The sequence below is a fragment of the Companilactobacillus mishanensis genome (assembly GCF_003946505.1).
Classification (GTDB): Bacteria; Bacillota; Bacilli; order Lactobacillales; family Lactobacillaceae; genus Companilactobacillus; species Companilactobacillus mishanensis.
In genome coordinates, this window is sequence record NZ_RHON01000003.1 from 18,168 (window position 1) to 33,588 (window position 15,421).

The 15,421-nt window shown below is 38.1% G+C and carries 15 protein-coding genes; 2 read left to right on the forward strand and 13 right to left on the reverse strand.

Annotation, left to right across the window (positions count from 1 at the left end):
- Positions 1-76 precede the first annotated feature (76 nt).
- Both EKM63_RS04570 and EKM63_RS04575 read right to left on the reverse strand, forming a co-directional pair.
- Positions 77-1,213 carry an SLAP domain-containing protein gene (locus tag EKM63_RS04570; protein ID WP_125704184.1) on the reverse strand — a complete coding sequence of 379 codons (1,137 nt, stop codon included), beginning with the start codon at positions 1,211-1,213 and terminating at the stop codon, positions 77-79.
- Between the two features lie 147 nt (positions 1,214-1,360).
- On the reverse strand, positions 1,361-2,299 hold the full coding sequence (locus EKM63_RS04575; RefSeq protein ID WP_125704186.1) for an NADP-dependent oxidoreductase: 939 nt from the start codon (positions 2,297-2,299) through the stop codon (positions 1,361-1,363).
- A 162-nt stretch (positions 2,300-2,461) separates the two neighbouring features.
- On the opposite strand from EKM63_RS04575, the gene EKM63_RS04580 reads away from it, so the two are divergent.
- Positions 2,462-2,998, forward strand: a complete 537-nt coding sequence (locus tag EKM63_RS04580; RefSeq protein ID WP_125704189.1) for a YagU family protein — start codon at positions 2,462-2,464, stop codon at positions 2,996-2,998.
- A gap of 58 nt (positions 2,999-3,056) precedes the next feature.
- On the opposite strand, the gene EKM63_RS04585 is transcribed toward EKM63_RS04580, so the two are convergent.
- The 11 genes from EKM63_RS04585 to EKM63_RS04635 are packed head-to-tail and all read right to left on the reverse strand — an operon-like array spanning position 3,057 to position 14,553.
- Positions 3,057-3,374, reverse strand: coding sequence for a metal-sulfur cluster assembly factor (locus tag EKM63_RS04585; protein ID WP_125704191.1), 318 nt, complete (start codon positions 3,372-3,374; stop codon positions 3,057-3,059).
- A 15-nt stretch (positions 3,375-3,389) separates the two neighbouring features.
- Positions 3,390-4,562, reverse strand: coding sequence for a nitrate/nitrite transporter (locus tag EKM63_RS04590; protein WP_125704193.1), 1,173 nt, complete (start codon positions 4,560-4,562; stop codon positions 3,390-3,392).
- 25 nt (positions 4,563-4,587) lie between these two features.
- Positions 4,588-4,827 carry a MoaD/ThiS family protein gene (locus tag EKM63_RS04595; protein WP_125704194.1) on the reverse strand — a complete coding sequence of 80 codons (240 nt, stop codon included), beginning with the start codon at positions 4,825-4,827 and terminating at the stop codon, positions 4,588-4,590.
- A complete protein-coding gene (locus EKM63_RS04600) occupies positions 4,827-5,234 on the reverse strand; it encodes a molybdenum cofactor biosynthesis protein MoaE (RefSeq protein ID WP_125704196.1) in 408 nt (135 codons plus the stop codon). The genes EKM63_RS04595 and EKM63_RS04600 overlap by 1 nt, the downstream gene beginning before the upstream one ends.
- The gene (locus tag EKM63_RS04605; protein WP_125704198.1) at positions 5,231-6,265 is read right to left on the reverse strand and encodes an ABC transporter substrate-binding protein; all 1,035 of its coding nucleotides are present in this window, start codon (positions 6,263-6,265) and stop codon (positions 5,231-5,233) included. The genes EKM63_RS04600 and EKM63_RS04605 overlap by 4 nt, the downstream gene beginning before the upstream one ends.
- An 8-nt stretch (positions 6,266-6,273) precedes the next feature.
- Entirely contained in the window at positions 6,274-7,050 is a 777-nt protein-coding gene (locus EKM63_RS04610; protein WP_125704200.1) for an ABC transporter ATP-binding protein, read from the reverse strand.
- A complete protein-coding gene (locus EKM63_RS04615) occupies positions 7,043-8,005 on the reverse strand; it encodes a FecCD family ABC transporter permease (RefSeq protein ID WP_125704202.1) in 963 nt (320 codons plus the stop codon). The genes EKM63_RS04610 and EKM63_RS04615 overlap by 8 nt, the downstream gene beginning before the upstream one ends.
- 25 nt (positions 8,006-8,030) lie before the next feature.
- Positions 8,031-8,738 carry a respiratory nitrate reductase subunit gamma gene (gene narI, locus EKM63_RS04620; protein WP_125704204.1) on the reverse strand — a complete coding sequence of 236 codons (708 nt, stop codon included), beginning with the start codon at positions 8,736-8,738 and terminating at the stop codon, positions 8,031-8,033.
- Between the two features lie 2 nt (positions 8,739-8,740).
- Positions 8,741-9,340 (reverse strand): nitrate reductase molybdenum cofactor assembly chaperone, encoded by a 600-nt coding sequence (gene narJ, locus EKM63_RS04625; RefSeq protein ID WP_125704206.1) that lies wholly within the window; start codon positions 9,338-9,340, stop codon positions 8,741-8,743.
- Positions 9,333-10,892, reverse strand: coding sequence for a nitrate reductase subunit beta (narH, locus tag EKM63_RS04630; RefSeq protein ID WP_125704208.1), 1,560 nt, complete (start codon positions 10,890-10,892; stop codon positions 9,333-9,335). The genes narJ and narH overlap by 8 nt, the downstream gene beginning before the upstream one ends.
- A complete protein-coding gene (locus EKM63_RS04635) occupies positions 10,882-14,553 on the reverse strand; it encodes a nitrate reductase subunit alpha (RefSeq protein ID WP_125704210.1) in 3,672 nt (1,223 codons plus the stop codon). Before EKM63_RS04635 ends, narH begins: the two co-directional genes overlap by 11 nt.
- 133 nt (positions 14,554-14,686) lie before the next feature.
- Between EKM63_RS04635 and EKM63_RS04640 the strand changes: the two genes are divergently transcribed.
- A complete protein-coding gene (locus EKM63_RS04640) occupies positions 14,687-15,418 on the forward strand; it encodes a HesA/MoeB/ThiF family protein (protein WP_125704212.1) in 732 nt (243 codons plus the stop codon).
- Positions 15,419-15,421: the final 3 nt, after the last annotated feature.

Here is a 15,421-nt window from a genome sequence, read left to right on the forward strand (position 1 = left end):
GAGAAATATTTTATATTCACAATTCATATATCTACAAAAAAACTCCCCACCCAAAAGGTGAGGAGTTTACTTTATTCTATTGAACATCTTCAGCTGACAACCATTCGGATGTCGATACTCGATAATACTTTTGGCCATTGATCATGGTTGTTCTATCTGAATACCATGCGGAACCTCCGGCTACGGCTCTTGTTTCGATTTTCTTTCCATCGATATCATACAAATATCTAATGCTTCCAGCTTTTGCGGTAACTGTTGTGGGATTTGATGTATATACGTAAACATCCCCAGCACTTGCCCATTCTGAAGTTGATACTCGATAATATGTTTGTCCACTCAAACTTAATTTTTTATCGGTTGCCCAGTCACTATTTGCCCCCAAGGCTCTTGAACCGAGTTTTGCTCCACTTTCTGAATACAATGGTGCGGTTGAATTCTTTGTTGCTATTGTTCCTTTTGAATCTTCAGTTGTTGAAACTGCTGTAACTGTCACTTGTTGACGGTTTGTATCTGGTTGCAATGTCACTGTCATGTCAGCTGCGTTCTTCAAAGCATATCCGGCTGGGATTTGGTCACTGGTCATAGTAACTTTGTCGCCAGCTTTTTCACCAACAATTGTTGTTGAACCGACTTCAGTTTTAGCTGTGTCATCCAAAACAAATCTCACGCTATTGCTGATTTCGTGAGTCACATCAAGATAGACATCAGAAGTTCCTGATCCCAAGATGACGTTTCCGGTATTCTTATTTGTTAAGAAATATCCGGCGGGCACATTGGAAACTGCAACTGTACTTCCAGCGGCACCTGTTAACTCTTCAGTGCCAACGACTCCACTATTATAGATATAATGAACTCTGGCAGTTACGGTAGCAATTTTTGTTAATTTCACAGCTTGGCTAGTTCCATTTGCTTGTAGCTTAACAGAAGTTGATCCGTCAGCAACTTGATATCCACTTGGAATAATTTTGGAAATATCGACAGAATCGCCGACTTTTGCTCCAGTTACTGTTGGTGCAGAGGTACCAATTTCTGTACCACCACTTTCAAAAATAATTGAGTTTGTAACTTTAGCGGTCTTTGTATCAGCCGATGTAGTTGTACTTGTATTTGATGTGTCAGCAGCTTGAGCGACATTTGTGGAGATACCAAATGAAGCCAAAATGACACCAGAAAATAGCAAACCTTTTAAGATAGATGATTTATTATTTTTCATACTTGCTCCTCTAAAAATAAAATATTCAGTACACCCATATTAAAATCTGTATAGGTAACTAACAATAAAATACTTAATTCTTACACAAAAAATAAAGTTCCGAAATTAATCGAAACTTTATCTTTAATTTTTTAACTTTTTACGCATCTAATCAGCCATTTTGATAACAATTTTACCTTTAGCATGATGTGATTCACTGACTTCTTGAGCAGCTTTCACACCGTCTTCACTAAACGGGTGAACACTATCGATTACTACTTTAGCGACTCCCTCGCTAACCAAATTGACTAATTCAGTTAGTTGTTCACCGTTAGGTATCAACCACATGCTCTCAGCCTCAACTTGTTTTTCTTTAGCTAAAGCTTCATCGATTTGACCAGATATTGTAACTAGACGTCCACCTGGTTTGATAATGTCGAAGCTCTTGGTCAAAGTATCGCCACCGATTGTATCAAATACAGCATCAACATTATGCAAAATTTCACTGAAATCTTCAGTATGATAGTCGATGACTTGATCAGCTCCTAGACCCTTAAGAAAGTCAGTATTAGCGGCACTAGCTGTTGTGATAACTTTAGCACCGATATGCTTGAGCAACTGAATTCCAATGATACCAACACCACCGGCACCACCTTGGATAAGAACTGTCTGACCTGACTCAACTTTAAGTTTATCGTAGATTCCTTGCCAAGCAGTCAATCCTGCAAGTGGGAGTGCAGCGGCTTCTTCGAAACTGACATTGTCTGGAAGTTTGGCCAACTTATTTTCTTTTACAGCGGTATATTCTGCGTATGTACCACGATTAGTCAAATCTGGACGAGCTAATACTTTATCCCCGGTATGAAAGTCCTTAACTTCAGAACCTGTTCTGGTAATAACACCAGCAACATCCCATCCTAAAACAATTGGGAACTTCAAAGGAATGCCTTCTTGGAGATATCCTTCACGTAATTTCCAATCGATCGGATTGACTGAGGTAGCCTTAACTTCGACTAACACCTCATCATCTGCAGTTTCTGGAATTGCAATGTTGGTCATCTGTAACTTACTACGATCACCATATTCGTTGATTACTACTGCTTTCATTTTTATCTCCTCGAAACACTATATTATTTAAAAAACGGTCTATACATCTTTTATCATTATATAAATTTTACTAAAAAATGTTAAATTATTCACTACTTTAAATTGTTTATTCTTCCAAAAAGTTGTATAAACAAGGTTGTACCACACTTAGGGGGCTTTAATATGAACATAGCCGGAAAAAGACAGCCTAGAATTTGGGCCGCAGTTATTGCCGGTATTCTTGGAGGTATCATGTCCGGTATCGTCAAACTTGGTTGGGAAGTTTTGCTTCCACCACGTACGATTGCTAGAAATTTGACCAATCCTCCACAAGAATTATTGCAACAATTTGGTATGCCAGAAAAAATCACACACCTTACTTACACTTATTCTGGTCAACAAATGCCATGGGTAAGTTTCATCATGCACTTTGGATTTTCAATTACTTTTGCCATTATTTATTGTGTACTCGCAGAGTACTTTCCAAAGGTCAAGATGGGACAAGGTACTGTTTATGGTATCGTAATCTGGATCGCATTCCACTTATTGATTATGCCATTAATGGGAACTGTTCCTGCTGTATGGAACCAACCACTTTCAGAACATTTCTCTGAAGCACTTGGCCACGCCGTTTGGGCATGGACAATTGAAGTATTCAGACGTGATTTCAGAAATCGAATAACGCACGAACCGGATCGAGAAGTCGAAACCGGTATCTAGCATAAAAAACTTGCTCACCTATCAAAAAGGTCAGCAAGTTTTTTTATTATGCAAAATATTATCCATGAATTCCAAGAGCGATTTTAGCAAATCGACTCATTTTCGTCATATCCCAAATTGGATACCAAACTAAATTGATGTCACAACTTTCAACGCCATCAACTGATTCAGTAGCTTGGGTAATATCGTTATTGATCATGTCACTCAAAGGACAACCCATAGTTGTCAAAGTCATTGTGATAGTACATTGTGTCCCCTCAACTTCGACCCCATAAATCAATCCTAAATTAACGATATCAATACCAAGTTCCGGATCAATAACGCTTTCTAGTGCATCCATAACTTCATTTGCTTGTTTTGTTTCTGTTTCATTCATATTTAAACCTCATTCCTATTTAACGATCTTGCGGCTACCGGAAATATATTCCTTCTGTAACAATATTAAACTAATTACGGCTACAACTGCAATGAGGTAGATTCCGATTTCATAACCACCGGTCGATTGTTTGATAACACCTAAAACGATAGGTGGGAAATAACCACCTAGGCCACCCATGGCACCAACAAATCCTGTAACAGCACCAGTGTTACCTGATGAAACGAATGGAACCATTTTGAAAATAATTCCGTTTCCTAAACCAACTAGAATTGCGATCAAGACAACAATAGTTAGGAAGATTCCTTGTGTCTTCAAGAAGATACCAAGAACGATTGCGACAATTATTAAACAAATAAAATCATATTTCAACAATGTCATTGGACGGATCTTATCTGATAAGTATCCACCAACTGGACGTAATAAAGTACCGATAACTGCAAAAATAGCAGCCCAAATTCCAGCCTCAACCAATGAATTACTGAATAATTTTGTCATGAAAGTAGGTAACAAGTTAGTCATTGACATGAACATACCGAATGTTAAGAAGTAAAACAATGCCAAGAACCAAGTATCTCTTTCTTTGGCAACTGATAGTGACTTTGCCATGCTGGCCTCACTATTAGTCTTAGACTCTGGACAGAAAATCATCAATATAGCAAAAATTACTAGCAAAGCAACGAGAATATAGAAAATATCTACAAGGCCCATTGTCTTGATAAATCTTGGTAAGAAGAAAGCTGAAAATGCTGTACCAATGTTACCAACACCAGCAATACCAAGAACTAGTCCTTGTTTTTCTGGTGGGAAGAAGCCTGTTACGTAAGAAATACCGATAGCGAAAGATGTACCGGCCATACCTAGCAATAGTGCCGTAAAAATCAACATTCCGTATGAATGTACTCTTGGTAGCATCAAAACTGGAATGATCAAGAATAGCATTAGGGCAATATATGTTTTCTTACCACCGTATTTATCGGAAAGAATACCCATTGGAATTCTCATAATTGAACCTAACAAAATTGGTGTAGCTAATAAGAATGAACGTTGGAATTCAGAAATATGTACGCCAGCGTTATCCAAAATAGGATCGACCATTGGTGACAAACTTAGCCAAACCATAAAACAAACCATCATTGATAGTGTACCCATCGTTAAGGCAAGTATCGATTTACTCTTACTTTCCATGTTACATACCCCTCTTTAATTAATTCTAGCCACCACTAACAGGTGGAATAATTGCAATCTCATCAACACTGTCTAAAGAAATATCTTCCTCATTGGTATATTCTTCGTTAACTGCGACAAGCGATTGATTCAAAACATCAGCATAATCAGGATGCTTTTCTTTGATTTGATCCAAAACTTCAGAAGATTTAAATACTTGTGGTAAATCTAACTCAATTGTTGGACCGATCTTTTCTGCCAAAACTGAAAATAATTTCACTTTCATTATTCAAGGCCTCCCCAGCGAATCTTGTCTTTATCGTATTCTTTTTTCCAAATTGGAACGGTCTTCTTCAAGCTATCGATCAGCATCTGACAATTTTCAAACGCCTCCGCTCGATGAGGTGCCGCCACTCCGATGAATACTGCAATGTCACCAAGTTGTAATTCGCCAACTCGATGAACCATCACTACATCCATCCCTTTAGCTAAAACTGTGTCGGCCAATTTTTGCATTTCTTTTTCGGCCATAGCTTTGTAAGTACTATACTCAATTTTTTCTGTTTCGATATCGTCAGTATATTGTCGAATGTTACCAATAAAAATATCGACACCACCGAACTCGTTATGGATCAAGCTTTTCGTCAATACTTCTGTATCTATTGGTTCATCTACGATCTTAATGAGGCTCATTTAATGACCTCCCCGTTAAGAATCTGCTTAACTTGTTTATTGCTGAATTTTTTATTGAAGAATCCTTGGTAGAACGCTTTAACTTTACTATTGATATTTATATCTCGCATTTCTGAAGGATGTAATTTGGTAGCTGCCCACCAAATTTGAAGATCTTCTTCAGCACTGTAGCGATCCCATTGGAATATTCCAGTTGGATTTCCATAAACCTTTTTGTTCTTGACTGCCTTTAAGGTTTTGAAACGTGAATCTTTCTTCAATGCCTTCAACGCTGCTTTGTCAGTTGTATTACCAACAATAATCACATCTGGGTTTGCCTTGATTATTTCTTCAGCAGAAACTTCGATCATATTGCCTTTAGACTTCATAGCATTTTTTCCGCCGGCAGTCTTGATCCATTCGTCAACGATTGTGTTTCGTCCATCAACTTTGGTCAAATCTGTCTTGTTTACAATGTGCAAGACTGTTGGTTCTTTGGTATATTTCACACGATTCTTAACATCGGCAATATCATCATCTAATTGTTCATTATAAATCTTAGCATTAGTTTTAGATTTACCACCTAACACATTACCAGTTAATGTAACCGTTTTCTTCAAACCTTTAAAGTCTTGGAACATCGAATTCACAGCTGGAATACCAGCTTTTCTGATTGTTTCTATTTGTCCCTTATCTGCACTAATAACAACGTCTGGCTTTTGGTTGATCAGTTCCTCTGTGTTTACACTCTCTCCATTAAAAGGAACAGCAGACTTTTTGACCTTAGGATAAAGGTCCGTCAATAAAGCATTGTCGTGTGTCAATTTGGTTGTAGCGACAAGCTTATTTTCTCCACCTAGCATCAACAAAATCGGATTGTTGGCGTGCCAAAGGTCAGCGATATGTTTGACCTTCTTGGGTATTTTAACTTTCTTGCCTGTATTATCGGTCACAGTTCTGGTGCTGGCCGCAAGCGACTGGTGTACACCACTGAATGTGAAAAATAGCATAACTGTCAACAAGACAGATACTATTAGTTTCCTTTTTTTCATAATTACCTCTACTCCATCTTCGTTCCAAAGATGTCCCTCTTGAGTTTTGAATTATAGGTTGAAACGATTGGTGTCTTATACAAATCAGTCAAATTTTGCTCAGTAAGAACTTCCTCGGTCTCACCTTGCAAGTATGTCTGGTTATTAATTAACAGTCCAACTTGGTCACCGACCATCATTGCCTGATTTGGATCATGTGTACTTATTATAATAGAAATATCAATTTGTGAAAGGGCTTTTATTAATTTTAAAACTAATATTTGATTTTTATAATCCAAAGCTGAAGTAGGTTCATCCATAATCAACAGTTTTGGTTCCTGAACTAAGGCACGTCCAATTTGAGTGAGCTGACGCTGTCCGCCTGACATATCCGACACACTTTTAGCCCGATATTGAGATAATCCAATTTGTTCCAAAACAGCTTCAACTTTTTTTCGATCTTTTTTATCTGGTTGACTAAAAATTGAATGAAACGAACTTCTTCCAAGTAGCAAATAATCATAAAGTGTCAGATTACTTTTGGCATTAACACCCTGACTGACAAACGCCAGTGAGTGTGAAAGCTCTCGACTAGAAATACTCTTTAATTCTTCATCTTCTAATTGGATTTTGCCCTGGTAGTTGCCATGCAGACCACTCAAACAACTCAGTAGTGTACTTTTACCAATTCCATTTGGTCCCAAAATAACTAAAATTTGCCCATTATCTACTTTGAGATCGACATTGCCGATAATTTTTTCAGTTTGATATGCAAAACTCAAATTTTCTGTATATATCTCAGACAATTGAACTCTTCCTTCTCAGTAGAATAAAAATAAATATTGGAACTCCAATGAAACCAGTTACGATACTCAAAGGAATATCGTTGACTGAAATACTTCGTGCCAACGTATCTGCAATCACTAACAAAATAGCTCCAACGATACCTGTCATAGGTACGGAAACTCGATTATCTCCGCCAACGATACTGCGACTAATATGAGGAACTACCAAACCGATCCAGCCGATGACCCCGCATAAACAAACCGAAGCAGCTGTTAATAATGTCGCAAACAATATCATTAAGTTGCGATTCAATTTGGGATTGATACCGATTGTTTTGACAGTAGCAACGTCCAACGATAATACGTTCAAGCGCCATCTAGCCAATATCAAAAAGACGATTCCGATAACTAAAATTGGACCCACTGAAATAAGCGCATTGAGATCAACTTTCATAAAGCTTCCTAATTCCCAATAAACGATACTTTGTAATTGGTCTTCCGGGTCAGCTATATACTTGATTGATCCCAAAATGGATTGCATTAAACCAGCAATAATAATTCCGGCTAGAATTAAACTTATTCCTGAATTACTGTGTAAAAATTTATCTATCAGCAAAGTTAAAAAGACTGTTATAAGGCCCATAACAAAGGCACTGATTTCAATAACATAAATTGGCATCCCGTATAAAATAGCAAAGGCGGCACCTACACTAGATCCCGTCGCTACGCCTAATATGTTTGGAGAGGCTAATCCATTATTAAAAACAGCTTGAAAAGTGGCGCCGGCCATGGAAAGACCCGCGCCAACTAATATAACAGCTATAATTCTGATGAATCGTAGTTTAAGTATCAACTGTGTTGAGCTACTTGCACTACCTGTAAAATATTTGAATACATCGCTTACGGACAAATTATATCGCCCCATCATCATTGAGATGATGATCAATACAACAAGAAGCAATCCTGCTAATAGCATGAATACTCTGTCCTTGTGACTTTTATTAACGATTTTGATCCCCTCTAATACTTGGTTTTCTACGATAAACTATTGGACGTCTAAAGATATATTGCCAAGGCAATGTTAGAGCGTGAATAAGTCTCGTGTATGGGAAGAATGCAAATATCAATAATCCACAAATAACATGGATCCTAAATACAATTGGTACTTGCAACATCAGATGAAAATCTGGTCTGAAGTAGAATAATTGTCTGGCCCAAACTGAGAGATTTAATCGATAATTAAACTCTGGATGCAATGGTCCTTCAACAAGGGAAGCCGTCAATCCTAAAATAATAATGATCAACAGTGAAAGATTTACTACTAAATCACTAAATGAACTAGCAGAAAATACTCTCTTATTTGCGAAACGGCGATGGGTCAGTAATAACATACCTGCCAAAGCCATAAATCCGGCGAGTCCACCCATAACTAAGGCTCCAATATGATAGACCTCATTTGGAATACCCAGCCAGTCAGTAAAAGCTTTTGGAATAAGTACACCGACAACATGTCCGAAAAACACGAAAATGATTCCGACATGGAACAATATACTTCCGATCATCAATTGTTTTTTCTCAAGTAACTCACTTGATTTGGCAGTAATACCGCCTCTAAACCAAGTAAATCTGATGATAGTTCCAAAAATAAATGATCCGAGTGCAAGATACGGAAAGACACACCATAACAAGAAAGCTCCTATATCATTCATCCTTATTCTCCCCCTGTTTGCGTAATACCTGATTGCTCAGACTGAGATTGTTCAACACATGATCTTAATTCAGTTCTGATTATGCTGATAACTCTAAAGTATAAATCATCAGATTCTTCTTTTGAGTTCTGCAATAAGTTGTATGTTCCGTCCTCAATAACAGAGAACAACAAATCCAAATCTTGTTGACGATAGTCGTCGTTCCAATCACTATACGTCAAAAACTCAAGCATCAGTGGCAAATAATCCGATAACTCAGTTCCATCGATTTGGACTCCAAACATTTCGTAAAGCATTTTCAGCTTTGCCAAAAGTGAGCCACGTTCTCTGGAATCAGTCATCTTGTAATACGTCATGTATAAAGTATAACGATTATTCAATTCAAAAAGCGATACATAATGAGTTTTTATCTCTTCAAGTGAATAAGCTTCCATTGCAGTGATAATGTCGATCAATTCATCCTTTTCCGGAGTATCTGAATAATTTGCTTTAAAATCATCCAAAAACTGAGGTTCAAGAATTTGTTGAGTTGGGTAATCTATCAAACGAGATAAATAGATAAATCCGCCCTTCATACTATCCAACTTTTCAATATTAATCACGCCAGATTCCTCCATAGAAACTTTCTGCATAGATATCTTTTGATGACATTCCTGCTTTAGCTTTACGTAACATGCTGCCATGTTCTGGAGCTAAGGCACAGCCGTTACATTCTTCGTAACCTAATCCACCTTGATCGTCTTCAACATGTTCGATTTTTTCCTTTTTAGCTTTAGGAATAACGAATCTGTCGTCGTATTTAGCGATTGCCAATAGACGATATAGTGAAGTTGCTGATTCTTCTGTCAAACCAACACGGTCAAGTTTTTCAGGATCGAAATCTTTTCCACTTGTTTTAGCACGCATATATAGCCTCATCATTGCTAATTTATATAACGCATTCTTGATTACTTCAGTGTTTCCACCAGCAAGAAGATTTGCTAAGTATTCAACAGGGATACGCATTTCTTCGATAGCTGGGAAGATAAGTTCAGGATACTTGATTGAGTTCTTACCTTCAAAGTAATTCATGATTGGTGATAGCGGTGGCACATACCAAACCATTGGCATTGTACGGTATTCAGGATGTAATGGGAATGCAATTTTTTCTTCAACAGCCATCTTATAAATAGGTGAACGTTGAGCAGATCTGATTGTTTCCATATCCACACCGTCAGCGAGTGCTTGGTCGATTACGTCTGGATCATTCGGATCTAGGAATAAATCTAATTGTCTTTCATATAGCTTTGTATCATCTGGTTCTTCACATGCTTCTGCAACACGATCAGCATCATACAAGATAACACCGATGTAACGAATACGGCCAACACAAGTTTCTGAACAAACTGTTGGTAGACCTTCTTCGATTCTTGGATAACAGAAAGTACATTTTTCAGCTTTGTTAGTCTTCCAGTTGAAGTAAACCTTCTTGTATGGGCATCCTGTCATACAGAATCTCCATCCACGGCAACGTTCTTGGTCGACCAAAACAATACCATCTTCGTCACGCTTGTACATAGCACCACTTGGACATGAAGCAACACAAGCAGCATTAAGACAGTGTTCACATAAACGAGGTAAGTACATCATGAAAGTTTTTTCGAAGTTACCTTTGATATCTGCTTCGATGTTTTGCATATTAGGATCTTCACCAAAACTACGGTCTGATCCAGCTAAATCATCGTCCCAGTTAGGACCATTAGTAAGCTTCATTGGTTTTCCAGTAATTTGTGATTTTGCACGAGCAACTGGTTGATGCTTTGATTCTTTGCCAAATAATGTTTTATAGTCGTATGTCCATGGTTCGTAGTAGTCATCAAGGTTAGGCATATCTGGATTGTAGAAAATCTTAGCAAGTGAAACTTTGTTTAGTTTACTACCAGCACGAAGTTCCAATTTACCTTTTCTATTCAACTTCCAGCCACCCTTGTAGTGACTTTCATCTTCCCATTTTTTAGGGTATCCAACACCAGGTCTAGTTTCAACGTTGTTAAACCACATGTATTCAGCACCGGGACGGTTAGTCCAAGTTTGCTTACATGTTACCGAACAAGTATGGCATCCGATACACTTATCCAGGTTCAAGACCATGGAAATTTGTGCTTTAACTTTCATTCCACTTAACCTCCTTTAATTTTCTAACATTTACGTATAAGTCTCTTTGGTTACCGATTGGACCGTAGTAGTTAAATCCGTAACTTAATTGTCCATATCCACCAACCATTTGTGTAGGTTTAACGTGGATTTGAGTTGGCGCATTATGACTACCACCACGGTTACCTGTGATAGTTGAAAGTGGTTCTTCAATTTCCATATCTTGAGCATGATACATGTACATTGTTCCATCAGGCATTCTTTGAGAAACAACAGCTCTGGCTGTAACAACACCATTCTTGTTGTAAAGTTCTACCCAATCGTTATCTTCAACACCGATCTTCTTGGCATCGTCTAAACTCAACCAAACTGTTGGACCACCTCTAAATAGGGTCAACATGTAAAGATTATCTTGGTAAGTAGTATGGATATTCCACTTCCCATGAGGTGTTAAGTAACGAAGAGTGATTTCTTTATCAGCTTTTTCAACATGTGTATCAGTAGGTGCCATTACGAATGGTGGAAGTGTTGGTTTGTATGTTGCTAACTCTTCACCATATTCTTGGAAAATCTCGTGATCCAAGTAATATGACTGTCTACCAGTAAGTGTTCTAAATGGAACATTACGTTCGATATTTACTGAGAATGGTGAATATCTATCTCCATCATGTTTAGCACTTGAGAAAATTGGAGTAGGAATAGATTCACTAGGTTGAGCAGTGATACTTCTGAAGGTCATTTGCTTTTCAGCTTGTCCGGCAGAAATATCAGCAAGTTTTTCACCTGTGATCTCTTCGGCATTCTTCCAAGCCTTTTGAGAAACATGTCCATTTGAAGCACTTGATAGATGAAGAATCGCTTCAGCAACGTTCATATCTTGATCAAGTTTAGGACATCCCTTTTCGATTCCGTCTGTGTATGTACCGATGATGTCTTTCAATTCATCATATTCATCGGCAACACTGTAACTGAATCCGTTGGCTCCAACTTTTCCACGAGCGTTAGGTCCGAGTGAAATGAATTTGTCATAAATCTTAGTGTAGTCACGTTCAACAAGTGAAAGACTAGGCATTGTCTTACCAGGAATGGCTTCGATTTCGCCCTTCTTCCAGTCTTTGATCTCACCTAATGGTTGTGAAATCTCTCCTTGTGAATCATGGCCAAGTGGTTGAGTCTTCAAATCATATTTGACACCACTTAGGTACTTCTTCGACATTTCTGAGAATGTCTTTGCAATACCCTTGAAGGCTTGCCAATCACTCTTAGATTCCCAAAGTGGATCAACAGCCTTATTGAATGGGTGAATAAATGGATGCATATCAGTACTTGAAAGATCTTCTTTTTCATACCAAGTTGCAGCTGGTAAAACAATATCTGAATAAAGTGGAGTTGTTACCATTCTGAAGTCGAATGTAACAGCTAGGTCCAATTTACCGTCGATACTGTGGTCATCCCATTCCATATCTTCAGGCTTGAAATTACCATTTGTTTTAGCAAGCAAACCATTTTCAGCACCTAGCAAGTGACGCATAAAGTATTCTTGTCCTTTACCAGATGATGCGAATAAGTTTGAACGCCAGATGAACATACCTTTAGGTTGATTGATGTCTTCATCAGGAGCTTCAGCAGCAAATTGTAAGCTACCATCTTTCAACTCTTGAACGACATGTTTTGAAAGTTCATCCATGTTTCTCGTATTGTATTTATCCACGAAACTCAAACTATTACGGTTGAATTGTGGATATGATGGCATCCATCCTAATCTGATAGCCATTTGGTTGTAATCAGCCGGATGTTTGTAACTGTGAGAGATAGTTTTGACAGGTGACTTTTGAGCTGCATTATCAAGCTCATCGTATTTCCATTGGTCACTAGCAAAGTAGAAGAATGATGTACCTTGTTGTTGACGTGCTCCACCTGGTTGCCAGTCGTTAGCAAATGCAATATTTGCCCAGCCTTCAGCAGGACGAAGTTTTTCTTGTCCAACATAGTGAGCCCAGCCACCACCTTGCACACCAATACAGCCAGTTAATAGCAACATATTGATAGCGGCACGATAAGTCATATCTGAGTTGAACCAGTGGTTAACACCGGCACCAATAATAATCATTGACTTACCTTTTGTTTCAGCAGCATTTTCTGCGAATTCATTGGCAATTTGGACGATCATATCTTTACGTACACCAGTGATTTTTTCTGACCAAGCAGGTGTAAACAAGCTATCCAAATCGTCGTATCCTTTGGCAGCATATGGATCACCATCAACACGAGCAATACCATATTGAGCCATAAGTAAATCAAAGACAGTAGCAACTTTTTGTTTTGTGCCGTCTTTCAAAGTGACTTCATGATAAGGAAGTGTTCTTTGGAAAACATCATTTCCTTCAGCATCGAAACTTGGCATATCGATGACTTCTGTTTTTCCTTCATCTATAAATGAAAGTTTAGGATCAATTTGATGGCCATCTTCAGCTGTTAAATCAAGATTCCATTTCTTACCCTTTTCCCATCTTTGACCGATTGTTCCGTTTGGAACGACCATTTCTTGATCAGTTTCATCTACTAATACAGGTTTCCATTCAGCATTAACTTCTTCAGCATCTGAAATATCAGAAATTCTGAGGAATCTTCCTGAAGTAACGTGTTCTGGATTGACTTCACTTTGATCAAGCATGATGACAAATGGTAAATCAGTAAATCTCTTCGAGTAATCAATAAAGTATGGTACTTGTTTCTTATTATAAAATTCGTTCAAGATAACGTGAGTGAATCCTTGAGCCAATGCGGCATCTGAACCAGGATGTGGAGACAACCAGTTATCAGCGAATTTAACGTTTTCAGCATAATCTGGACTGATTGAAACGACTTTTGTTCCTTTATAACGTGCTTCAACCATGAAATGAGCATCCGGTGTTCTAGTTAATGGAACATTTGAACCCCACATCATCAAGTATTGACTGTTATACCAGTCAGCTGATTCAGGAACATCTGTCTGTTCACCCCAAACTTGAGGAGATGCTGGTGGTAGATCGGCATACCAATCATAGAAACTAAGCATTTCTCCACCAAGCATTGAAATAAATCTTGCTCCAGATGCGTAACTCAACATCGACATAGCAGGAATAGGTGAGAATCCAGCAATACGATCAGGACCATATTTTTTGATGGTATAGATCAACATTGCAGAAATCATTTCACTGGCATCTTGCCACTTAACACGGATCAATCCACCATGACCACGAGCAGACTTGTATGACTTAGTCTTCTCAGGGTCTGTAACGATACTTTCCCATGCATCGATTGGATTATCAGTATTCTTCTTAGCTTCGTCCCACATTCTCCAGAGACGTTCACGAATGTATGGATATTTGATTCTTAGAGGGCTGTATTCATACCACGAAAAACTAGCACCACGAGGACACCCACGTGGCTCATATTCTGGCATGTTAGGTCCACAAGATGGGTAGTCAGTTGATTGATGTTCCCACGTTACAACACCTTGCTTAACGTACACGTTCCAACTACAAGAACCCGTACAGTTAACACCGTGAGTCGTGCGGACAACTTTATCATGTGCCCAACGTTTCTTGTATAACTTTTCCCAACGACGAGAGTTTTCCTCTAGTTGAGTGAAGTTCCCATTAAACTTTTCGACTTTTTTAAAAAATTTCGATTTTAGCATATGCAATTTCCCTACCAATATCCTAATTTATCAATACTTTTTTACTTATGATAAATCTATCACGTATTTGAGTTGACTTCGATTAGGATTTTCCCTAACCTTTTTGATAAACACGAATCTGGAGGGATTGTAAATGGTTACTAGTAGATATGATAGACAGTTAAAAATCGAACAAATAGGTGAAAAAGGGCAAGCAAAGTTCGAGAAATCTCACGTATTAGTTATTGGAGTTGGTGGTTTAGGAAGTTACGTTTCTTCAGAATTAGTTAAAGCTGGTATCGGCAAAATTACACTAGTTGATTTCGACAAAGTGGAATTGACCAACTTACATCGTCAGAATTTATATACCGAAGATGACGTAAATCGTTATTTAGATAAACTAGTCGCCATGAAACAACATTTACAAGACGCAAATAGTAACGTTACAATCATTGTGAAAAACCAAAAATATTCAGCCGACTTGATAACCGACGAATATGACCTAGTGATCGATTGTACTGACAATTTCCCAGTTAAATACCAAATAAACAAAGACTGTTTTGATAAGAAAATGCCTTATATCTTTGGAACTTGCGCCGGAAATCAAGGTCAAGTAATGTTCGTAAATTCAGAAAGCAGTGCCTGTCTAGAATGTCTCTATCCACATCAAGATATTTCGACTTTAGGATTGAGTAAGAATATTGGAACTAATCCAATGATCGTCGCTCTTTCAGGAAGTTTGGAAGCATCAATGGCTCTCAAATTTCTCACCTCTCCAGAATCAGTCAAGCCAGGTTATTTGATGGTCATCGACAACTGGAATTTTGATTTCCGAAAAATACACGTCAAGAAACAATCAAACTGCCCAATTTGTGGAGGAAAATAATTA

Coding starts and splice junctions, on each gene's coding strand:
- EKM63_RS04570 (WP_125704184.1), bottom strand. CDS start 1,213: ATGAAAAATAATAAATCATCTATCTTAAAAGGTTTGCTATTTTCTGGT.
- EKM63_RS04575 (WP_125704186.1), bottom strand. CDS start 2,299: ATGAAAGCAGTAGTAATCAACGAATATGGTGATCGTAGTAAGTTACAG.
- EKM63_RS04580 (WP_125704189.1), top strand. CDS start 2,462: ATGAACATAGCCGGAAAAAGACAGCCTAGAATTTGGGCCGCAGTTATT.
- EKM63_RS04585 (WP_125704191.1), bottom strand. CDS start 3,374: ATGAATGAAACAGAAACAAAACAAGCAAATGAAGTTATGGATGCACTA.
- EKM63_RS04590 (WP_125704193.1), bottom strand. CDS start 4,562: ATGGAAAGTAAGAGTAAATCGATACTTGCCTTAACGATGGGTACACTA.
- EKM63_RS04595 (WP_125704194.1), bottom strand. CDS start 4,827: ATGAAAGTGAAATTATTTTCAGTTTTGGCAGAAAAGATCGGTCCAACA.
- EKM63_RS04600 (WP_125704196.1), bottom strand. CDS start 5,234: ATGAGCCTCATTAAGATCGTAGATGAACCAATAGATACAGAAGTATTG.
- EKM63_RS04605 (WP_125704198.1), bottom strand. CDS start 6,265: ATGAAAAAAAGGAAACTAATAGTATCTGTCTTGTTGACAGTTATGCTA.
- EKM63_RS04615 (WP_125704202.1), bottom strand. CDS start 8,005: ATGCTATTAGCAGGATTGCTTCTTGTTGTATTGATCATCATCTCAATG.
- narI (WP_125704204.1), bottom strand. CDS start 8,738: ATGAATGATATAGGAGCTTTCTTGTTATGGTGTGTCTTTCCGTATCTT.
- narH (WP_125704208.1), bottom strand. CDS start 10,892: ATGAAAGTTAAAGCACAAATTTCCATGGTCTTGAACCTGGATAAGTGT.
- EKM63_RS04635 (WP_125704210.1), bottom strand. CDS start 14,553: ATGCTAAAATCGAAATTTTTTAAAAAAGTCGAAAAGTTTAATGGGAAC.
- EKM63_RS04640 (WP_125704212.1), top strand. CDS start 14,687: ATGGTTACTAGTAGATATGATAGACAGTTAAAAATCGAACAAATAGGT.